Below are 22,487 nucleotides of genomic sequence, written 5' to 3'. Positions count from 1 at the left end.
TCCTTAAGCATTAAAGCTAGTTTGATTATACTCATTTAAAGAAAGATCGTAATAATTCGCATCCTCTCTTAAAGTAAAACCATAATGTTTCCAAAACTCATTGCCTAAATCATTGTTTTTAAAAGCGATTAAGGCGATTTTATTGATCTTTTGAGCTTTTAAGGCCTCAAGACAAAATTTTGTCATCTCGTGTGCTATACCCTTTTTTCTATGATCTTTATGCACACATACATGATAAAATCCCCCTGTGCGTCCATCATGCCCGCAAAGTATGCTTCCTACAATTTCTTCACCAAGCACTGCTACAACACTAAGATCTGGGTTTCTATCTAAAAAATTTTCTATATTTTCTTTGCTATCATCAATGCTTCTTATCCCAAAGCCTTTTATCTCCCACCAAAGCTTATAAACGGCTTCATAATCGCTTTTTTGCATAGCTCGTATTAACATTTTTATCCTTTACAAATTTGCAAAGAATTTAAGTCCTTCATCTTCATCAAAATCAAACATTAAATTCATATTTTGAACAGCTTGTCCTGCTGCACCTTTGATTAAATTATCAATAGCACCAAGCACAATAACACGCTTTGTGCGTTGATCTACACTAAAATTTATATCCGCAAAATTGCTTGATTTAACCCACCGAGTCTGCGGAAGCGACTGCGGCGGTAAAAGCCTTATGAATTTATTGTTTTGATAGTATTTTGTATAAATATCGCGTATATCTTGTTCTTGCAAGTCCTCTTTTAAATTTGCATAAGCACTGATTAAAATTCCTCTTTGCATAGGCACAAGATGAGGGGTAAATTGTAGAGTGATTTTCTCTTTGGCCGCATAACTTAAATGCTCTTCAATTTCGGGTGTATGGCGGTGCGAAGCCAAACCATAAGCTTTGATATTTTCATTAACTTCGCAAAAAAGATTTTCCATCTTTGCACTTCTTCCTGCTCCGCTTACTCCACTTTTTGCATCAATGATAACTGAGTTAAAATCGATGATTTTTTCTTTAAAAAGCGGATAAAGACTTAAGATAGAACAAGTGGTATAGCAACCTGGATTTGCCACTAAACTTGCTTTTTTTATCTCTTCTTTATAAAGCTCGCAAAGTCCATAAACCGCATTTTGCAAAAGCTCTTGATTAGGATGAGTGAATTTATACCAAAGCTCATAATCTTTAGGATTTTTAAGACGAAAATCCGCACTTAAATCAATGATTTTCATCTTTTTTAACAAATTCTCATTTAAAAGCTTAGCACTAAATTCATGCGGAGTAGCCAAAAACAAAAGATCAAGTTCAAATTCATCTAAATTTTTGTTTTCAAAACATAAATTTAAAGGGGTATTAGGATAAAGATCTTGATAATTTTGCCCCACGCTAGAACTCGAACCTAAATAAGAAATTTCAACTTTGGGATGATTAAGCAAAATGCGTACAAGCTCATTGCCCGCATAACCACTCGCTCCTAAAATCCCAACTTTTATTTTCATCTTTATCCTTTAAATGTAAAAGCAAGTATTATAAACAAAAAAAGCTTAAAATAAAAATACAATTTTTAAATTATTTTTTATTTAAAAACTATATCTTAAATTAGCATTTACACTCCAATCCACATTTAAATCGCCAAAAAATGTCTTTTCAAATTCGAAACTAAAGCGTGTTTTATCATTAAGCTTATAATCACTTCCTAAATTTATAAACATTCTTTGATCTTTTTTTCCTTCATATCTTCTCTGACTTGCTTGATCCTCTAAAATTTGATCTCCTGTTTTAATCAGATCTGCATACAAACCAAGTCCTGTTCTAAAATTTAAATTTTGATTTTGACTTCCTATGAAAAATGCTGTTTTTGCGACTAAAGGAATATAAGAAGATCGTTTTAAACTGGCAATATCTCCTTTTAGATCCATAGCTCCTACATAACCACTGATAAATTCCAAACTCGGCTCAAGATAAAATTTATCATAATTTTTTCTATAACCTAACTCAGCACTTAAGATGATATTATGCGAACCATCATTATCATCTAGTCTACCTTGATTTCCTGGGATAAAATTTGCATTTACTTCATTTTGATGATAAATATATCTTAAAACAAAATCACTATAAAAACCTTCATTAAACAAAAAGCTAAAATACTGTCCTATTCCATAACCATTTAATTTCGCACTTAAATCAGTAGCACTTAAATTCATATTTGTATAATTGATCATCACCCCGCTATAAAGTTCGAAATTCGAATACTCGTTTAATTTATCATATCCGCTTTGAATTTCAAAGTATTTTCCACTATTATACTCATCACTCGTACCCCCTCCAAAAGTTCTTAACCATACACCACTTTCGTAAGGATTATTACGTAATTCCCCCATTCTTTTATGCATATTATTCCATTCTATCATGGAGCCTAAAGTAGCTTGAGCAAGTATAGATTTAGCTTTTGCAATAGCTTGAGTATTATCATTAGTAAAAAAATACTCATCTTTAATTTTAGAATCAATTTTTTCTAAATTCCACTGGGCAAAATTTTCCTTATTGTGAGAAAAAACAACATTTGGGGTATAAATACTAAAACCTTGCTCCACATTTGGTATAGTAAAAAATTCCTTTGTTAAATGTTTATTTTCATCTTTTAAATGAGCTAGTAAGATATTTAAACCCTCTTTTTTACTAGGATTATTAAGAAAATTTAATACTAAAGTATTATTTGTTCCTTACGCGCTTTCCTTAGAATTAACATAATCTGCTTTAGATTTTTCAAAATCCACATTGATTTTAAATATTGTATTATTTGCATTTAATTTGTTTGTATCAACTTTCCCATAAATGGCACTTTTTTCTGCTTGAATATTACTCATTTGTATATTAGACTCAAGCAAAGAATCTTTAATCACAAGATTTTTTTGCACATCATCAACACCTTTAATATTACCGCTAAAAACTATGTTTTGTAAAGTAGCATCAGAATTATTAAGATTTAAATTCCCACTAAAATAAACCTTTTCTATCTTAGCATTTTGGGTATTTTGAAGCTTTTGCTCAAATCCCATTTCTTTACCAACCCCTGTATATGAAACATCTCCATAAAAACTATCTTGAACTTTATCAATGATATTTTCTCCATCTTTTTCATCGATCCATAAATTTTTACTTCCAAGCTCTATTTTGGAATTTTTAGCATTAAGGTTTTCTACTTTTAAGCTTGCATTTCGTCCTAAATAAAACTCGCTTTTTTCTAAATTAAGCTCTTTTAAAACAAAAACCCTATCTTCCCAATCTTCTTGTGTAAAACTTACAGGTTTGGTTAAAGCACTTAAACCTTGCTCTTGAAGTTTTTTAGCTTGTTCTTCGCTTACATAAGCGTGTATTCTAGCATGTCCTTGAAAATTTAACTTGGCATTTTCTGCCTTAAAAACACCTTCTTTATTGTAAATATTACCATCAAAAATCAAAGCTTTATCTGTATTAGCACTAATTGTTATGGCCTCATCTGAAAAAATATTGCCATGATAAAGATAATTTTGCTTGTTTTCTAAATTTAAATTTGCCCCTGCTTTAGAGCTTGTAATAAAAACATTATTAGAGTTAGCTTTAATTTGATCAAATTTTAATGTTAAGCCCGATAGATCCAAAGTTCCACCATTCATATATAAAGTGTCGGTTTTTAAATTTTGTGCGTTTTTAAACCCTAAAGTTCCACCATTCATATAAATTTCGCCAAAACTCAAACCTTCACCCTCAAGACTTACCTTGCCCTCACCCATTCTAAGTCCTGCATCCACACTTTGACTTTTGACAATAAGCTCCCCTTCGCCCATTTTATAAAGAAAATCATCTTTTTTGGTTTTAACATTATATTCTATACTTGAACCCTTATCAGCGTAAATTCCTCCATGTATAAGCCATTTGTCGCCTGTTATTTGCCAATTTGAATTTTGTTCAAAATTTAAAACACTAGCGCCTAAATCCACATCGCTATTTAAATTTATACTTCCATTTTGAGAAAAATACAAATCCTTGCTATTTTGCATTTCTTCAATTCTCTTATCATATTTAGTCTTATCATCAAAAGAATTTTTATAGCTTACATAACCCGCATTAGTCCCAGAAATCAAACTTACATTTTCTATTTTTTTACCATCTTTCATCAAACCATCACTACTAAGTGCATAAGTTCCAGATCCTATGGCTACTTTATGAGTATTTTGAAATTCATTGATCTTTGCTTGATTGATCAAAGCATAATCAACCTGTGAACAAGTATATCCATCAGTAAAATGGGCATTACAATTACTCGTACTTACTACACCTACTAAATACCATTTTTTATCAATCTTATCATAAACATAAACTCCACTTCCAGAATCCCCAGGTGTTGAAGAACTTGCAAAAGGATTTCTTTTATCATTGGTATAATTAAGAAATTGCAACTTAAAACGCTTATCTTCAGTATTTTTAGGAGCTAAACTGACAAAACCTCCTAAATTAATTTCATTAGAATCAAAAATCTTAATGGGTACTTTATTTGTATCTTCAAAACCTAAAGCTACAATACCACTTCCCTCTCTTACAAAGTACTCATAACGCGAACTATCAAAAAGCTTGCCTTTGCCTTTAGAATAATCACATTTTCCACTTTGACAACTATCCCAAAAAGGATCCTTGTATTCATAAATATCTCCACCATCGCCAGAATCTTTTTCAATAAAATTGAAATCTTTACTCAAATTTGCACTTTTATTGAGATTGATCTTACTCATTTTTAAAACAGCAAAATCCACATTTTCTTTCTTATAAGTAAAATTATCACTTGAGCTTACGATTCTATTTGCTACACCTCCAAAGTGTAAAACACTACCTTGTTTCACATAGCCTTTATTTACTTCCCCAGTATTTGAACTTGTACTCATATGAGAAGCACTGACTATATAAGATTGTCCTATATTGGTAAATTCTCCTTGGAATTTTCCTCCACGATTTGAAGTAGAAAAATCAATCATAGGTACATTGAAAGAGATGTTTTGATTAGGATTTTTTGCTAAAATTTCAAAGCCAATTTGACCTACTTGAAATTTACCCTTATTGCTAGCAAAATCAAGATATTCTTGAAAATAAAACTTTGGATCAATGGCCGAAGCAAAAAGATAATTAGAAAAACCAAATGCCATTAATGCACAAAAAGATAATTTTAGTTTCATAAATCCCTCCTTTTTATAAATATAATTTTAGCACAAAATTTAATTTTTAACTAAAATATAAAGTTGTTCATGAAGATGGATATTACGATTTTTAAGATTGCGAGAAGCTCTAAAAGTATTATATTTTTGTTCTAAAATCCGACATTTTCCAAGAGTACTTAAACGCTTTAAAAAAATTTCTTTTTTTACAAAACCTTCACAATTATAAGAAAGTAAAATCACTCTTGCTTTTAAATCATTAATAAGTTCAAATAAAGCATCTTGGGCAAATTTTGGCTTATTAAAAGTGCTACGGTTCCAATCTTTTGGAATGCCACTGATTTTAGAAATTTCTTCAGGTTTTTTATAATTTGCGATTAAATTTAGCATAAAATAATTAGAACTATAAGGGTGCTGATTATAAGGGGGATCAAGATACACTACATCAAAAAAATCAAGTTCTTTTGCAAGCATACTTGCATCCTTTTGCATCACTTCAAATTCACAAGAAAAATTTGAAAAAATAGGCATTTTAAGCTCTATTTCTCCTTTAATTCGTTTAAGTGCATTTTGTCCTTCGCCACCAAATTTTCCGATGCCATCCTTACCCTTATAAAAACCTTTAAAAACTCCACTAGTATTTGAATGAACACTGGCTTCATAAATCAAAGGAGCTATAAAGAAATGCCTCAATTCTTTTGGAATTTCATTTTCGATTTTTTGCCTTATAGTATCAAGATATAAAGCATTTTTAAAAGTATAAAAAACCCTTTCATTTTTTTTAATATCATCATCATCTTTTGGAGCATAAAGCTCACTGATAAAACCTTTTTGAAAATCTAAATTTTGGATTAAATTTTTATAATGCTTTTTTATATTTTGAAGTAAATCTTTGTCTTTATTGGCAAGATAACACTCATTGATGAGTTTTGAATAATCCTCTAAATCATTGGCTAAAATATAATTTGAGTGTGCTTTTGCAAAACGACTTACAACACCTGAGCCACTAAATATATCACAAAAACTAAATTTATCTTTACCAAGTTCTTTTTTAGCTACCTTAAAGCCCTTATTTAAAAAACTTAAAAGCGCTCTTTTATTTCCAAGATAAGTTATAATTTGCTCTTTTAAAAAAGAAGGATTTTCTTTCAAAATTTAAAACCTTTAAAAGCCTTATCCACAAAAGTGGATTAAGCTTTTTTTGGAGTTACAAGCATATTTACATAACGACCTTCAAAATTTGGCTCTTTGTCACGATTAGCTTCATTTTCTATCATAGTCCAAATTTTTTCAAGCAAAGCTACACCTGCTTCAGGAGTTGCCATTTCACGTCCTTTTAAGAACACACGAAATCTCACATGCTTACCTTGTTCTAAAAATTCTAAAGCATGTTTTACCTTGTAATTAATATCATTTTGAGCAATTTTTACAGAAAGTTTGATTTCTTTTATATCAATCACTTTTTGTTTTTTCTTTGCTTCTTTTTGTTTTTTCTCTTGTTGATAACGGAATTTACCATAGTCCATAATCTTGCAAACAGGTGGCTTAGCATCTGCAGCTATCATTACAAGATCAAGTCCTAAACGATTTGCAATTTCTAAAGCTTCATCACTACTAATAATACCATAAACCTTGCCATCATCGCCAACACATCTGATTTCATCCGCTCTTATTTCTTCATTGAGCAATACTTCTTTTTCTTTACTCAAAAGTGTACCTCACTCATTTTCTCCTTAACTAATTTAATAAATTCATCTAAGCTAAGATTTTTTTGTTCTTTAGCTCTTCTATCTCTTAAAGCAACGCTACGCTTTGCCACCTCATCATCGCCTAAAACTAAAATCATAGGTAATTTTTGTTTTTCAGCTGTGCGTATTTTCTTACTTAAACTCTCATTTTTTTCATACACCTCGCTATCGATATTAAGCTCTAATAATTCTTTTTGAATTTCTTTTGCGTAAGCAATATGTGCTTCGCCTATTGGCACTATACCCACCGCAGTTGGTGCGATAAAAAATGGAAACTCACCCGCACAATGCTCGGTTAAAATTCCTATAAATCTTTCAAAAGAACCTAAAATCGCACGATGCAACATTACAGGTTGTTTTTTTTCATTATCACTATCAGTGTATTCAAGTTTAAAACGACTTGGCAGGTTAAAATCTACTTGTATGGTTCCACATTGCCACTTTCTTTTTAAAGCATCGGTGATTTTAATATCAATCTTTGGCCCATAAAAAGCCCCTCCACCTTCGTCAATACCGTATTTTAAACCTTGTTCATCTAAAGCTTCTTTTAAAGCCTTAGTCGCTACTTCCCAAATTTCATCATCGCCTATGGCTTTTTCAGGTTTAGTTGAAATTTCCATTTCATAGCTAAAATCAAATAATTTCATCAAATTATCCACAAAAGCTAAAATTTCTAAAACCTGATCTTTAATCTGACTTGGCATACAAAAAATATGTGCATCATCTTGAGTGAATTCTCTCACCCTAAAAAGTCCATGCAAAACCCCACTTTTTTCATGACGATGCACTACGCCATATTCAAAAAATTTCAAAGGCAAATCACGATAACTTCTTACATCACTTTGATAAATTTTAATATGCCCCACACAGTTCATAGGCTTAATACCATATTCTTGTTCATCAATTTGTGTAAAATACATATTTTCTTTATAGTTTGCATAATGCCCACTGATTTTCCATGCATCTGCTTTTAAAAGTTCAGGCCCACGCACAGGTTCATAACCACGCAAACGATGGATCTTATAAAGCATGTGTTCAAGTTTAGATCTAAGTCTTGCACCATTACTTAACCAGATAGGAAGACCCCCTCCAATCTCATCATCAAAAGTAAAAAGCTTAAGCTCTGTTCCAAGCTTTCTATGATCGCGTTTTTTAGCTTCTTCAATAATAGTTAAATACTCTTTTAAACTTTCCTTATCTGCAAAAGCAGTACCATAAATTCGAGTAAGCATTTCTCTTTTTTCATCGCCACCCAAATACGCTCCTGCAACACGAGTGAGTTTAAAAAAGCGTAAAAATTTCGTATTTGGCACATGAGGACCACGACACAAATCTTCAAATTCACCTTGTTTATAAATACTTACAGCTCCATCAGGAATACGCAATAAAACTTCTTGTTTTAAATCATCATTTTGAAATTTAGCCAAAGCTTCGCTTTTTGTGATTTCATATTTTGAAATTTCAATCTTTGCTTCAGCAAGTTCTTTCATCTTTTTTTCAATTTTTACTAAATCTTCTTCGCCGATCTTACTTTCTACACGAAAATCATAATAAAATCCATCTTCTATAACAGGACCAACGAAAAATTTAGCTTCAGGATACAAGTTCTTAATCGCCTGTGCCATTAAGTGTGCACAAGAATGGCGGATTACTTCTAAACTTTCTTTAGAATTATCAAAATAAATTTCTTTTAAATTTGTATCTTTCACACTTTGAGAGTCAATTATTGTCTCATTATCCAAATACGCAATAACTTCTTTTTCCATATTTTTAACCCTTTGTCGCTCACTTACCCTGTGAGTGTTTATAAAGTTCTAATTTTAACTTTCTAAGACTTAATTATTTTTGAAATTCAGCTTATTTTTAAAAAAATCTTAGAATAAATTTAATATTTATTTATAGCTTAAATTCACTTCCAGCATTTAAAATCCCACTATAATACAAATAAAAGAAAATAAGCCCCAAAATAATGCGATAAATTCCAAAAGGGATAAAATTAAATTTAGAAATAAATTTTAAGAAAAATTTTATAACTAAAACCGCAACGACAAAAGCAGTGATAAAACCTATGCCTAAAGGAATTAAAGAATTTGCGTTACTCAGTAATTCAGGCTCTTTGTAAATGCTATAAGCCGTAGCAATAATCATCGTTGGAATGGCAAGCAAAAAGCTAAATTCAGCAGCCACTTTTCTATTAAATCCTAACAAAAGCCCACCAATAATACTTGCTCCACTTCTTGAAGTTCCAGGAATCATGGCTAAAGATTGAAAAATACCTATACAAAAAGCTTGTTTAAAACTTATTTCTTCTAAGGAATTGATACGATATTGTTTATTTTTATGTGCAAGTTCTATAAGAATAAACACAACACCACCAAAAATGAGCATTCCAACCACAACCCAACCATTAAATAAGGCGCTTAAGTATTTTGCCACAAAAAGCCCTATAACTCCGGTAGGAAAAAATCCCGCTGCAAGTTTTAACCAAATATCAAGCCCTTGAAATAATTTACGCCAAAATACAAAAATTACCGCCAAAATAGAACCAAGCTGGATGATAATCAAAAAACTTTTCCAAAACTCATCTATATCAATACCTAAAATAGTCGTACCTAAAATCATATGTCCTGTTGAAGAAACAGGTAAAAACTCAGTCAGGCCTTCTATAATTCCAAGTATTAAAGCATATAAATTTTCCATTTTAATCCTTGAATGATAATTGAAGAAAAATTATATCAGAATGGATTAAATGGGGTTTTAACCCCAAAAATTAAGCATCTTTTTTAACAATACGCTTAATGAAATATAATACAACTCCCGCAAAAAAGATAAGTGCGAAAAGCTCGCTATCATGAAAATTTATTAAATTTAAAGCTAAAGGATTTTCACTACCACCCATACTTACTGAAAATACAGTAATTCCTGCGATAATTACCCCAAAAATACTTTCACCCACTATAAGCCCTGAAGCAAAAAGCGTGCCTCTTTGCTCACAACTCGCAAGTTTTTCTTCTTTATGAGAATTTTTTGTATATTTTTTAGTCAAGTATTGCATTACAATATATTTTAAAATCCCGCCTATAACTAAAGGTATATTTACAGCAGGCGGAAGGTAAATACCTATTCCAACGGCTAAAGGCGGCAAAGACATCTTCTGTGTTCTTCTTAAAATTTTATCTATAATAATCATTAAAATTCCTACAAATACACCAAAAGCCATATAACTCCACTCTATATTGTGATGAAAAATTCCTTGAGCGATAGTACTCATTAAATTCGCTTGCGGTGCTGCTAAAGCCGAAGAAGCATCCATACCTTCTCTTGGCATTGCTCCGACAAAACCATAAGCTTGATAAAGTAAATTTAAAACAGGAACTATAGCCAAAGCACCAAAAACACAGCCTACAAGTAAAGCAACTTGTTGCTTCCAAGGAGTAGCTCCGACTAAATGTCCTGTCTTTAAATCTTGTAAATTATCATTCGAAATAGCAGCTGTAGCCAAAATAACACTAGTAGTAAAAATAGCTAATGCTACTGCAAATTTAGAAAGCATAGGATCTTGAAAAAGTTCCACACCTAAAACCAAAAAAACAATAGAAGAAATAATAACACCAATAAGCCCAATTCCAGAAATAGGACTAGAAGAAGATCCTACAAGTCCTGCCATATATCCGCAAGCTGCTGCAACAAAAAAACCTATTAAAACAGAAACTAAAGTTCCAATAAATGAAAATAGCATTTGATAATAAATACTTAAGTTAGCATCTTCAACAAAACTATAAAAAGTAATAAATAAACCCACAACCATTAAAACAAAAAGTATAAAAATACTTTTTAAAGAAAGATCTATATTTGTTCTTTCATTTTTTTCTTGATTAGTAATTTTAACATTTTTAACAATTTCTTTAATACCTTCAATAACCGGTTTTAAAAGTTCTATTAAAGTCCAAAGCGCTGCTATAGCAATAGCTCCTGTTCCTATAAGCCTTACTTTAGAACTCCATACACTAGAAGCTAAATCTACGGCATTTTTTGCACTATCGAATTCAAAATTTGAAAGATAAGGAGTAAAAATACCCCAAGCTAAAAACATACCTACAAAAAGAGCTATAGCACCTGCTAAACCAACTAAATAACCCGCTCCTAAAAGTGCCAAAGAATATCCCATAGAAAAACCAAAAACCATTTTATTCCAAATAAAAGCAAAATTACTCTCACTTGCAGCGAGTTTAAAACCATTGGTTAATAAACTAAAAATAGCAGCTATAAAAGAGCCTAATGCTATTTCTTTAATACCTTGTTTTCCTTTTTTATTGCTCTGATCTTTATTAGCTACTTTTAAAATTTCAGCTGCGGCCCTACCTTCAGGATAAGCAAGTTTGCTTTCAACCACCATAGCCCTTCTTAATGGTATAGTAAAAAGCACTCCAAGTCCGCCACCACAAAGACATATCATAAAAGTTTGCCAAAGTGGAAATTCACTCCAATACCCACACATAAAAAGCCCTGGGATAACAAAAATAACTGATGATAAAGTTCCTGCTGCTGAAGCTTGAGTTTGAACCATATTATTTTCTAAAATATTTGAAGTCTTAAAAAGACTCAAAACCGCCATGGAGATGACCACAGCTGGAATTGATGATGAAAAAGTAAGTCCCACTTTTAACCCCAAATATACATTTGAAGCTGTAAAAATAATGGTTAAAATACTTCCCAAAATCAAACCCCTTAAGGTAAGTTCTGGTAAATTTTGTTTTTTGTACATCATTTCTCCGTTTTAAAATTTACTTTCAACTTAAAAAATATTCTTATAAGTTTAAATTTATAATTTTTCTCTAAAGAAAAATAAAATAATACAAAAAAACGCTTATATTTTTATAAATTTTTGACTCAAAAATATCATAAAACAATGAACCAATCATTGAAAAATCAAAAGTTCTTTTATTTTAATTATATTATCCCAGCTACCTCAGCAAAAATCAAGCAAATAATACTTATACCCCATATATAAAAAAAGCTTCTTTTGATATGATCTTTAATATTAACCTCTGCTAAACCACAACCTAGCAAAGTTGCAGGCACAACAGGAGAAATAAATGTCGCACAATTTCTTGCTATCACCATGATAATAGCTATAGTCAAAGGTTCAGCACCAAAAGCCTTAGTTACACTCAAAACTATAGGCATCACTCCATAAAAATAAGAATCTGTACAAAAAATAATTGCCATTGGAACAGCCAATATCCCTACCATCAAAGGAATATAAGCACCTAAATAATCTGGAACAAAATTTAAAATCAAAACACCCATTTTCTCCATAATACCACTTTTATCAAATACGCCTATTAATATCCCAGCACCAATTAAAGTAATATACATAAGCATTGCACCAGCACTTGCACGATCTAAAACTTTTTTAGCTATTTTTAAATTAGGATAATTAAGCGGTAAAATTATTGCAAGTCCTATCATAAAGCAAATATAACTAGGAAAAATACCACTAATTAAAAGCCCAATAACCCCAATAGCTACAAGTAAATTTAACCAAAACCATTTTTCATTATGGTGTTCGCTTTTTTCTATATTTAAATTTATTCCCGACAAGTTACCTGCGCCTGCACCTCTTTTTATTTCTATCTTAGCAATCCAAATTGCCAAAAGAAGGGATAATACCAAACCTACAATCTGAATAGGTATAATATGGTGCCAAAGCAAATTTGCATCCATTCCTATATTAGTAGCCGCTCTTAAAGTAGGACCACCCCAAGGAATAACATTCATAACACCCATAGCCGAAGTAATAATCAATAACATTGAAGTCTTTCTTATACCTAAACGCTCATAAATAGGTAATAATGCAGGTATTACAATAAGAAAAGTAGAAGCACCTGAACCATCTAAATGTACAGCAGCAGCAATAAAAACAGTAAGAATGCAAACTTGATATACATTAGCTTTCATTTTTGATAAAAATGCATTTAAAATTTTAGTAAAAAAACCACTTGCATTTAAAACACTAAAAAAGAGTATAGAAAAAACAAACAAAGCCGCCGTATCCGTTACACTTTTGACTCCATCTTTAATAAAAGCAACCAATGTTTTAATATCAAAAACACCTCCTTTAACCCCTAAAGCTGCACCCACGCCAAAACCAAGCTGTTCAAGAATAAGTAAAATACAAGCTACACTAATACTTACACTTATAAAAGCTAATGCTGGAGTAGTATAATCTTTTAGCAAAAGCCAAACTATCAATCCTAACGAGAAAAACCCAAATAAAGCTAAAAAAATTTCCATATCCTATCCTTTTGTATCATTTTTATTCAATAATAAAATAGGATATTTTAAGTCCAACTTATATGTGTTTAATTTATAGCTTTTTGAAAAAAATATATTTTCTAATTGTAACCATTTTAAACAAGAATAAAAAAATAATTTTGAATTATCTTTGATAAAGTATTCACTCTTTTAAATTTACAACTAGAAGTAACGATGGTCAAAATATAATAAGTTGCATAATATTATCAAAACTAAAAAATCAAAATTTTTAACTTCACATTCACTTCACTTAAAAAGTTTATAATGTTATCACTTTACGTTGAAGGAGAAATAATTATGAAAAAAAGTATTTTATTTGCATCAGCACTTTTAGCTAGCTCAATGCTTTTTGCAGATAGTCTAAAACTTGAAGGTACTATTGCACAAATTTATGATAACAATAAAACCTTGCTTATTGACTCTATTTATGGCGGACAAATGGCTATAAAAGTTCTACCAAATACCGAAATAGAAATGGATGATTGTGGTATTTTTGGAACAGATAAAGATGGAACTTTTAAAGATTTACAGGTTGGAAATTTTTTAGAAAGTAAAATTTCTTATGGAACACCTGCTACACCAAATACTCAAGCTATTCCAGTAGCTAGAAAAATTGAAATTCAATGTTATAAAAAAGCTTATTAATATAAATCCCTTAACAAGGGATTTATAAAAATCATTCTTTACCAAATTACTTCATCACTCTTCAATAAAAATTTAAACTCTTTTTTAACAAGCAATTTATAAAATAACACTTATATTTTCATCTAAGGCAAATAATGAAAAAATGGATTTTTATTGTTTTTTGTTTTATATTAGGTTTTATTATTCATATATTTTATATAGGATACACTAACGAACTTTTATTTAATAAATTTATTAAAAACAGCAATCCTGATTATACAATTACAGATATTTACTTCAAAAAGGGTTTTTTAACTTCTAAAGGAAGTTTTACTTTAAATCACTCTCATACACAGCTTTCAACCAAAATCAACCTTAAATTTAATAATTATTTTTTCTTAAATAAAATTATAAAAGGAAATTTTACAAATCCTTTTGATTTTTTAGATGAAGTGTTAAAAAACAATAAATTAGGAGCTTTTACTCTCAAATTACACGATAACAACTCTAAAATATTTCTAAATATTAAAGATATAAATTTAAGCAATGAAGGCGGAGATACCATCATAAACGGCGGATATATTGAAGCTTTAATGAATAAAAATTTAGAAATTAAAAACATTAAAATACATTTTGATATGATTAATTTTTCTCAATTTTATACTAAATTTGTATTGCAAAATTTAAATTACGAACAATTTTTTAACAATCCTGTACAATTTTATGAGTTAAATTTATTTAGTGATAGCCAACAAGAGATCAACTTTGATTATCTTGTGCTAGATAACAATAAAATCAATTCTTTTTATAGCAAAAACCAAGTAAATTTTAATGAAGAAAATTCAACAATAGACTTAAACATACAAGGAAAATCCAATGAAATTGATATTGATCTTAAATCTTTATTAGGTCAAAATTTGAATTTTGACAAAACAAAATTTAATATAACCATAAATAAATTTCTTAACTCAAATTTCAATATCTCTCATTTTATTCAAAAAAATCTTGATCTAAAAATACAAAATTTAATTCTTGAAAAAAATAAACAAAATATCAGTCTACAAGGCAATTTAAATATTAACAACTCTTATCAAGCAAAATTACAAGTTATCAGTTCAGATGAACCTGATGAAATTTTTCCTTGGGTAAAGGATTATGGAGGTTTAAATCAATATTTTTTAAAAGAAAATAATAACTTTTTTCTAAATTTATCTTATGATAGCTTAGCCAATCCTCAGCTAAAAATTAATGGTAGTAAATTTTCAAATATGGATTTAAATTAATGAGCCTAGCTTTGACCTTTCGCCCTGAAAATTTTGATGATATTTTAGGACAATATGATCTTATAGAAATTTTCAAAAAATTTACTGCTTTACAAAAACTTCCTCATAGTATTTTTTTTGGAACAGCAGGTTCTGGAAAAACAACTTTTGCTAGAGTTGTAGCAAAAGAATTTGGCTTAGATTTTTATGAATTTGATGGAGGAAATTTTAAACTCGAAGAACTAAGAAAAATTTTAGATAATTATAAAAATAGTCTTTATAAGCCTTTAATTTTTATTGATGAAATTCACCGCCTTAGCAAAACCCAACAAGAAATGCTTTTAATTCCTATGGAAAATTACCGTTTAATTTTAATCGGCGCAAGCACTGAAAATCCCTATTTTGTTTTAAGTTCTGGTATAAGAAGTCGTTCCATGCTTTTCGAATTTAAATCTTTAGGGGTAAAGGAACTTGAAACTTTACTCTTGCGTGTACAAGAAAAAATGAAATTTAGTATTGATAATGAAGCTAAAGATTTTCTACTTAAAAGTGCTGATGCAAGAGCTATGCTAAATTTGCTTGAATTTGTCTTGGTTTTAGATGAAAAACATATCAGTCTTGAAAATCTTAAAAAACTTCGCAACACCATAAATAGTGAGGGTGTTAGCTCAAAAGATACACATTATATTTTAGCAAGTGCAATGATAAAAAGTTTACGCGGAAGTGACGTTGATACAGCTATTTATTATCTTGCAAGACTTATTGATGCAGGAGAAAGTGCGGATTTTATCGCTAGACGTTTGGTGATTTTTTCAAGTGAAGATGTTGGAAATGCCGATCCAAATGCTTTAAATTTAGCAGTTTCGACTCTAGAAGCTGTTAAAAATATAGGTTATCCTGAAGCAAGAATTATCCTAGCCCAATGCGTAGTTTATTTAGCAAGTGCAATCAAATCTAATGCAAGCTACAAAGCTATCAATGAAGCTTTAAACTATGTAAAAAACAATGAAGCTTTAGAAATACCTAATTATCTTAACAACAATCATCAAGAAAAACAAAACTATCTTTATCCACATGATTTTGGTGGCTGGGTAGAGCAAAAATATCTTAGTAAAAATTTAAAATTTTATCATAGTAAAGGCTTAGGAGAAGAAGCAAAATTGTTAGATAATTTATATAAATTAAAAAACCATAAAGCTTAATTTTATTATTTAAAATTTACAAAATAAATGCTAAAATCAATATTTTATTTTCAAGGAAAAAGATGATTAAAATAGGAATTTATGGCGCTAAAGGACGCATGGGAAAACAGATTAAAGAATGTTTAAAAAGCGAAACGCAAGCACAAATTTCGATACTTTATGATAAGGGTGGAAATTTAGAAGAGCTTTTTGAAAAAAGCGATGTGATTATTGATTTTTCTTCCCCAAGTGGAACTCATGAGCTTTTAAATTATGCAAGAACTATGCCTAAACCTTTGGTAATAGGTACAACAGGACTTGATGAGAAAATTTTACATTTAATGCAAAGTGCTAGCGAAGTGATGCCGATTTTTTATGCGACCAATATGTCTTTAGGTGTTGCGGTTTTAAACTATCTTGCTAGTAAAGCCAGTCAAATGCTAAGAAATTTTGATATAGAAATTTTAGAAATGCATCATCGCCATAAAAAAGATGCACCAAGTGGTACGGCTATGACTTTAGCCCAAAGTGTAGCAAAAGCTAGAAATTTAGAACTTGAAAAAGTAAGAGTAAGTGGAAGAGATGGCATTATAGGTGAAAGAAGTAAAGATGAAATTTCTGTGATGAGTTTAAGGGGTGGCGATATAGTAGGACGCCATACAGTAGGTTTTTATGAAGATGGGGAATTTTTAGAACTTAATCATACTGCTACTTCAAGGGCAACTTTTGCTAAAGGTGCGATTAAAATCGCTATTTGGCTTAGTAAGCAAGAAGCAAAAATGTATTCAATCAATGATTTTTTAGGAATTTAAAATGTGTGCAGTTGTAGGAGTTATCAATTCAAAAAATGCTAGCACTTATGCGTATTATGCACTTTTTGCTATGCAACACCGTGGGCAAGAAGCAAGTGGCATTAGTGTAAGCAATGGTAAAAATATTAAGACTATTAAAGCTAAAGGTGAAGTGAGTCAAATTTTTAATCCTGATAATCTAAAAACTTTAGAAGGTAAAATCGCTATAGGGCATAATCGCTATTCTACAGCAGGAAATTCAAGTTTAAACGATGCACAACCTATAGCAGCTACTTCGGTTTTAGGTGATATTGCTTTAGCGCATAATGGAAATTTAGTCAATAAAGAAGAAGTAAGATCAAGACTTATTCAAGATGGGGCTATTTTTCAAACCAATATGGATACAGAAAATCTTGTCCATCTTATCGCAAGAAGTAAGAAAGAAAGCTTAAAAGATAGATTTATTGAGAGTTTAAAAAAATGTATAGGAGCTTATTGTTTTGTTTTAGCAAGCAAAGATAAACTTTATGTTGTAAGAGATCCTCATGGGGTGCGTCCTTTGTCTTTAGGCCGTTTAAAAGATGGAGGCTATATAGTCGCTAGTGAAACTTGTGCTTTTGATCTCATAGAAGCTGAATTTATTCGTGATGTTAAACCAGGGGAAATCCTTATTTTTACTCAAGGAAATGATAAATTTGAAAGCATAGAACTTTTTTCTCAAACTCCTAGAATTTGTGCTTTTGAATATATTTATTTTGCTAGACCTGATAGCATAGTAGAAGGTAAAAGCGTATATGAAGTGCGTAAAAAAATGGGCGAAGCTTTAGCTAAAAAATTTGCTTATAAAGCAGACTTTGTTGTTCCCGTGCCAGATAGCGGAGTAAGTGCGGCTATAGGTTTTGCGCAATATTTACAAATCCCTCTTGAAATGGCAATAGTAAGAAATCATTATGTAGGAAGAACCTTTATAGAGCCAACTCAAGAGCTTAGAAATTTAAAAGTAAAACTAAAGCTTAACCCTATGCGTAAAGTTTTAGAAGGCAAAGAAATCGTAGTTATTGATGATAGTTTGGTGCGTGGCACTACTTCTAAAAAAATCATTTCTTTGCTTCGTGCTGCAGGAGCGAGCAAAATCCATCTTGCCATAGCTTGTCCTGAAATCAAATTTCCTGATACTTATGGCATAGATACTCCAACTTTTGAAGAACTTATCAGTGCAAATAAAAATGCTGAAGAAGTGCGTGAATATGTAGAAGCTGATACGCTAAGTTTTTTAAGCATAGAAGAATTAACCCAAAGCATAGGCGATGAAAGAAAATATTCTTTAATCAGTTTTGATGGAGATTATTTTATTAAATAATTTTATTTTAAATTAGGATTAGGCAAGGTTGCACTTGCACTTCCTACATTTATATTTTGAGTTGGTAGTGAAGGAGTATTTGGTGTATCAATTTGACTTAAAAGTTCTAAAGTTTGATTAAATTCGAAGCTTTCTTCAGGGTTTTGTCCTAAGAATTTTTGCATAAATTCTTTTTTAGAAATAGCTTCATCAAGTTCTTTATCACTTCCTTTTTGATAAGCACCAATGCGAAGCAATACTTCATTTTCTTTTAAAAGTGAGTTTAAACGCTTAAATTTTCTTGCCCAAAGTTTGTGTTCAGGACTTATAATATCACTCATTACCCTTGAAGCAGAGTTTTGTATATTAATAGGAGGATAAATTCCAAAGTCTGTTAATTCACGACTTAAAACAATGTGTCCATCTAAGATAGAACGACTTTGATCGGCGATTGGATCGCTCATATCATCTCCATCCACCAAAACGGTAAAAAAGGCTGTTATAGTGCCTTTACCTTCTTCTTTACCGGTTCTTTCCATGAGTTGAGGCAAAAGACTTAAAACACTTGGCGGATAACCTTTAGTTGTGGGAGGTTCTCCAAGAGCTAGTCCTATTTCTCTTTGCGCCATAGCAAAACGCGTTACACTATCCATGATAAAAAGTACATCTTTGCCCTGTTCTTTAAAGTATTCTGCCACACTCATTGCGCAAAAAGCACCGTATTTACGCATCAAAGCACTATCATCGCTTGTAGCAACAATAATCACTGTATCATCGAGCTTTCCACCTAAATTTTTTTGTATAAATTCAGGAATTTCACGCCCCCTTTCTCCTATGAGTGCCACTACCTTTATAGGAGCTTTGGAATTTTTAACTATCATTCCCATAAGAGTGGATTTTCCTACCCCACTTCCTGCAAAAATACCAAGTTTTTGTCCTACACCACAAGTTAAAAGTGCGTCTATGGTTTTAACACCCACGGGAAAAACTTCTTCTATAAGCCCTCTTTTCATCGCATCAATAGGCGCACGCATTATAGGCATATATTTACTTACTTCTATAGCTCCTTTACCATCTTTTGGACGCATAAAAGGATCTACTACCCTGCCTAAAAGTTCATCGCTAACACCTATTTGCATACCTGCATCACTTATGAAAGCACGATCGCCTATTTTAAAACCTTCTATAAAAGAAAAAGGGCTTAAATAGCTAAATTGTTCCTTGATTTCTACGACCATAGCTAGAGTGTTTAAATTTTCATTTTCATTAGAAACTAACTTCACTATATCTCCAACCCCTGTTTTAAGCCCACGAATTTCTATACTTGTAGCAGAAATTTTTGTAATCTCTCCAAAAATAGCACTTAAATTTTCTTTGCCAAGTTTGGAGCGTAGTTTTTCAAGATTCATTAAAATCTTACCTGTTTAGCAGAGTTTATGAGAGAAAAAAATTCCTCTCTGGTTTTTTCATTTTTTAAGAAAATTCCACGCAAAGCTGAAGTTGTAGTGGTGGAATTAGCTTTTTGTATTCCACGCATTTCAACACACATATGTCTTGCTTCTATGACTACACCCACACCTTTTGCATCGACATTTTCCATTAAAGCTTGTGCGATTTGTTCGGTGAGTTGTTCTTGGATTTGAAGTCTTCTTGCAAACACCTCTACAAGGCGTGGAATTTTGCTTAAACCTACTACTTTTTTATTAGGGATATAGGCTACATGAGCACGCCCAAAAAAAGGTAAAAGATGATGTTCGCAAAGACTATAAAATTCTATATCACGCACTAAAACCATTTCATTATTAGAGCTTTCAAATAAAGCATCATTTAAAATTTCTTTGACATTTTGCGTATAACCACTAGTAAGAAATTCATAAGCTTTAAAAACACGATTGGGTGTTTTAATCAGTCCTTCACGATTTGGATTTTCTCCTATAATTTCAAGTATGGTTTTAACACAATCTTCAAATTTTTTTTGCAAATTTTTCTCCAAAAATATTTTTATATTTTAATAATAATGTAATATTGCAATTTTATCATAAATTACTTTAAAATTTTATGCAAGTAATAAGGAAAAATTTGCTATCATTGAAAGCAAATTTTATTTTATAAGGAAAAAACTATGGAAGTAAAGGCAAAGCAACTAGATTCTGTTAATGCGACTGCTAGTGTAAAAATTCCTTCAGGAATGATCAAAAGTGAAGTAGAAAATTTAGCAAAAAAAGCTTCTAAAAGTGTAAAAATGGACGGTTTTAGACCAGGAAAAGTTCCTGTAAGTGCTGTACTTAAAAGATATGAAAGAGAACTCACTCAAGATGCAGAACAAAATCTTTTTAAATCCGCTGTAAATAGTGCTTTACAAGAACTTAAAAAAGAAAGTAAAGAGCTTGTAGGTGAGCCATATTTTGAAAAATTTGATCGTAAAGATGGAGAAATTATTGCTGAGTTAATACTTTCTTTTAAACCTGAAATTAAACTTGATGGTTATGAAAAACTCATCCCTGAATATCAAACTCCAAAAGTAAGTAAAAAAGAAATTGATGAGAAAAAAGATGAACTTTTAAAGCGTTTTGCTACTCCTGAAGCTATAAAAACAAAAAGAGCTTTAAAAGAAGGTGATTTTGCAAAATTTGATTTTGAAGGTTTTGTAGATGATAAAGCTTTTGAAGGTGGTAAAGCTGAAAATTATGTTTTAGAAATTGGTTCTAAGCAATTTATTCCAGGTTTTGAAGATGGTATGGTAGGAATGAAAATAGGTGAAGAAAAAGATATCAAAGTAACTTTCCCTAAAGAATACGGTGCGGCGCATTTAGCGGGTAAAGATGCAGTATTTAAAGTAAAACTACATGAAATTCAAGAGCTTAAAATTCCAGAACTTGATGATGAAATGCTTAAAAAACTTTTACCAGGAGAAGAAAAAGCTAGTGTTGAAGTTTTAGATGAAAAATTAAACGAGCAAATCAAAAATGAAAAACTTTTTAAACTTGTAAATGACGAATTAAAAGGTAAATTTGCAGATGCTTTGATTGAAAAATATAATTTTGATTTACCTAAAGGCATAGTAGAACAAGAAACTGATATGCAAATGCGTGCGGCTTTTAATACTTTTAGCGAAAAAGAAATTGAAGAGCTTAAAGCAAGTAAAGAAAAATACCAAGAAAAACGTGATTCTTTTAAAGAAGAAGCGCAAAAAAGTGTAAAACTTACTTTTATTATTGATGAGCTTGCAAAATTGCGCAAGATTGAGGTAAATGATCAAGAATTGATTCAAGCGATTTATTTTGAAGCATATCGCTATGGTATGAATCCAAAAGAGCATTTAGAAAACTATAAAAAACAAGGAGCTTTACCTGCTGTGAAAATGGCTTTAATTGAAGAAAAACTTTTTAATGATATTTTTATGCCAAAAACAGAAAAATCGGAAAAAGTGAGCAAAAAAGAGAAAGAAGATAAATAATGTTTATTCCTTATGTTATTGAAAAATCTAGTCGTGGTGAAAGAAGTTATGATATTTATTCACGTCTTTTAAAAGATAGAATTATTATGTTAAGTGGTGAAATTCATGATGAACTTGCCGCTTCTATCGTAGCACAACTTCTTTTTTTAGAAGCTGAAGATCCTACAAAAGATATTTATCTTTATATCAATTCTCCAGGTGGTGTAATTACAAGTGGTTTTAGTATTTATGATACTATGAACTATATCAAACCTGATGTTTGTACGATTTGTATAGGACAAGCTGCTTCTATGGGAGCATTTTTGCTTAGTTGTGGCGCAGAAGGAAAACGTTTTGCTTTGCCTAATTCACGCATTATGATTCATCAACCTTTAGGTGGAGCTAGAGGTCAAGCCACAGATATTGAAATTCAAGCCAAAGAAATTTTAAGACTTAAAACTATACTTAATGATATTTTGGCAAAAAATACTAAGCAAAAAGTTGCAAAAATAGCAAAAGATACAGAAAGAGATTTTTTCATGTCAGCACAAGAAGCTAAAGAATATGGGCTGATTGATAAGGTTTTGGAAAAAAGTTTTAAATGATTTCTTTG

At 30.8% G+C, this 22,487-nt stretch carries 17 protein-coding genes and 1 pseudogene; 7 read left to right on the top strand and 11 right to left on the bottom strand.

Features of this window, described 5'->3' with window-relative positions:
* Nucleotides 1-3: 3 nt before the first annotated feature.
* The 9 genes and pseudogenes from FBE93_RS05820 to FBE93_RS05775 all read right to left on the bottom strand — a co-directional run bounded on the left by FBE93_RS05820 (nucleotide 4) and on the right by FBE93_RS05775 (nucleotide 13,220).
* A complete protein-coding gene (locus tag FBE93_RS05820; protein ID WP_165434258.1) occupies nucleotides 4-450 on the bottom strand; it encodes an N-acetyltransferase in 447 nt (148 codons plus the stop codon).
* Nucleotides 451-459: 9 nt separating this feature from the next.
* Nucleotides 460-1,488 (bottom strand): N-acetyl-gamma-glutamyl-phosphate reductase, encoded by a 1,029-nt coding sequence (gene argC / locus FBE93_RS05815; protein ID WP_002933742.1) that lies wholly within the window; start codon nucleotides 1,486-1,488, stop codon nucleotides 460-462.
* Nucleotides 1,489-1,569: 81 nt separating this feature from the next.
* A pseudogene (gene vvfC / locus FBE93_RS05805) lies at nucleotides 1,570-5,196 on the bottom strand (autotransporter serine protease VvfC).
* Nucleotides 5,197-5,235: 39 nt separating this feature from the next.
* On the bottom strand, nucleotides 5,236-6,327 hold the full coding sequence (locus FBE93_RS05800) for a DNA adenine methylase (RefSeq protein WP_002851979.1): 1,092 nt from the start codon (nucleotides 6,325-6,327) through the stop codon (nucleotides 5,236-5,238).
* Nucleotides 6,328-6,365: 38 nt separating this feature from the next.
* The gene (gene infC, locus FBE93_RS05795; protein WP_002851726.1) at nucleotides 6,366-6,884 is read right to left on the bottom strand and encodes a translation initiation factor IF-3; all 519 of its coding nucleotides are present in this window, start codon (nucleotides 6,882-6,884) and stop codon (nucleotides 6,366-6,368) included.
* Entirely contained in the window at nucleotides 6,881-8,689 is a 1,809-nt protein-coding gene (gene thrS, locus FBE93_RS05790; RefSeq protein WP_002933745.1) for a threonine--tRNA ligase, read from the bottom strand. Before thrS ends, infC begins: the two co-directional genes overlap by 4 nt.
* Nucleotides 8,690-8,819: 130 nt before the next feature.
* Nucleotides 8,820-9,623 (bottom strand): undecaprenyl-diphosphate phosphatase, encoded by an 804-nt coding sequence (locus FBE93_RS05785; RefSeq protein WP_002933748.1) that lies wholly within the window; start codon nucleotides 9,621-9,623, stop codon nucleotides 8,820-8,822.
* A gap of 70 nt (nucleotides 9,624-9,693) precedes the next feature.
* Complete coding sequence (locus FBE93_RS05780; RefSeq protein WP_072225810.1) at nucleotides 9,694-11,691, bottom strand: oligopeptide transporter, OPT family; 1,998 nt, start codon at nucleotides 11,689-11,691, stop codon at nucleotides 9,694-9,696.
* A 182-nt stretch (nucleotides 11,692-11,873) separates the two neighbouring features.
* A complete protein-coding gene (locus tag FBE93_RS05775) occupies nucleotides 11,874-13,220 on the bottom strand; it encodes an SLC13 family permease (protein WP_002933750.1) in 1,347 nt (448 codons plus the stop codon).
* Nucleotides 13,221-13,538: 318 nt separating this feature from the next.
* Between FBE93_RS05775 and FBE93_RS05770 the strand changes: the two genes are divergently transcribed.
* From FBE93_RS05770 to purF, 5 genes are all read left to right on the top strand, one after another.
* Nucleotides 13,539-13,886 (top strand): hypothetical protein, encoded by a 348-nt coding sequence (locus FBE93_RS05770; protein WP_002851849.1) that lies wholly within the window; start codon nucleotides 13,539-13,541, stop codon nucleotides 13,884-13,886.
* Nucleotides 13,887-14,020: 134 nt separating this feature from the next.
* Nucleotides 14,021-15,148 (top strand): hypothetical protein, encoded by a 1,128-nt coding sequence (locus tag FBE93_RS05765; protein WP_165434256.1) that lies wholly within the window; start codon nucleotides 14,021-14,023, stop codon nucleotides 15,146-15,148.
* Nucleotides 15,148-16,329 (top strand): AAA family ATPase, encoded by a 1,182-nt coding sequence (locus FBE93_RS05760; RefSeq protein ID WP_059110875.1) that lies wholly within the window; start codon nucleotides 15,148-15,150, stop codon nucleotides 16,327-16,329. The genes FBE93_RS05765 and FBE93_RS05760 overlap by 1 nt, the downstream gene beginning before the upstream one ends.
* 62 nt (nucleotides 16,330-16,391) lie before the next feature.
* Nucleotides 16,392-17,120: a 4-hydroxy-tetrahydrodipicolinate reductase gene (gene dapB, locus FBE93_RS05755; RefSeq protein ID WP_002933755.1), complete on the top strand. Its 729-nt coding sequence runs from the start codon at nucleotides 16,392-16,394 to the stop codon at nucleotides 17,118-17,120.
* A 1-nt stretch (nucleotide 17,121) separates the two neighbouring features.
* The gene (purF, locus tag FBE93_RS05750) at nucleotides 17,122-18,459 is read left to right on the top strand and encodes an amidophosphoribosyltransferase (RefSeq protein ID WP_002933757.1); all 1,338 of its coding nucleotides are present in this window, start codon (nucleotides 17,122-17,124) and stop codon (nucleotides 18,457-18,459) included.
* 2 nt (nucleotides 18,460-18,461) lie between these two features.
* On the opposite strand, the gene fliI is transcribed toward purF, so the two are convergent.
* Together fliI and folE are read right to left on the bottom strand one after the other, a co-directional pair.
* Nucleotides 18,462-19,847, bottom strand: coding sequence for a flagellar protein export ATPase FliI (fliI, locus tag FBE93_RS05745; RefSeq protein WP_002933759.1), 1,386 nt, complete (start codon nucleotides 19,845-19,847; stop codon nucleotides 18,462-18,464).
* Entirely contained in the window at nucleotides 19,847-20,419 is a 573-nt protein-coding gene (gene folE, locus FBE93_RS05740) for a GTP cyclohydrolase I FolE (protein ID WP_100620958.1), read from the bottom strand. The genes fliI and folE overlap by 1 nt, the downstream gene beginning before the upstream one ends.
* Before the next feature lie 141 nt (nucleotides 20,420-20,560).
* Here folE and tig point away from each other — a divergent pair, with 141 nt between their 5' ends.
* Both tig and clpP read left to right on the top strand, forming a co-directional pair.
* Entirely contained in the window at nucleotides 20,561-21,895 is a 1,335-nt protein-coding gene (gene tig, locus FBE93_RS05735; RefSeq protein WP_002933761.1) for a trigger factor, read from the top strand.
* A complete protein-coding gene (gene clpP, locus FBE93_RS05730; RefSeq protein ID WP_002806309.1) occupies nucleotides 21,895-22,479 on the top strand; it encodes an ATP-dependent Clp endopeptidase proteolytic subunit ClpP in 585 nt (194 codons plus the stop codon). Before tig ends, clpP begins: the two co-directional genes overlap by 1 nt.
* Nucleotides 22,480-22,487 lie beyond the last annotated feature (8 nt).

The sequence above is a fragment of the Campylobacter sp. CFSAN093229 genome (assembly GCF_011068225.1).
GTDB lineage: Bacteria > Campylobacterota > Campylobacteria > Campylobacterales > Campylobacteraceae > Campylobacter_D > Campylobacter_D jejuni.
Note: the sequence above shows the minus strand (reverse complement) of the source record. Positions and strands in the feature narration are given on the sequence as shown.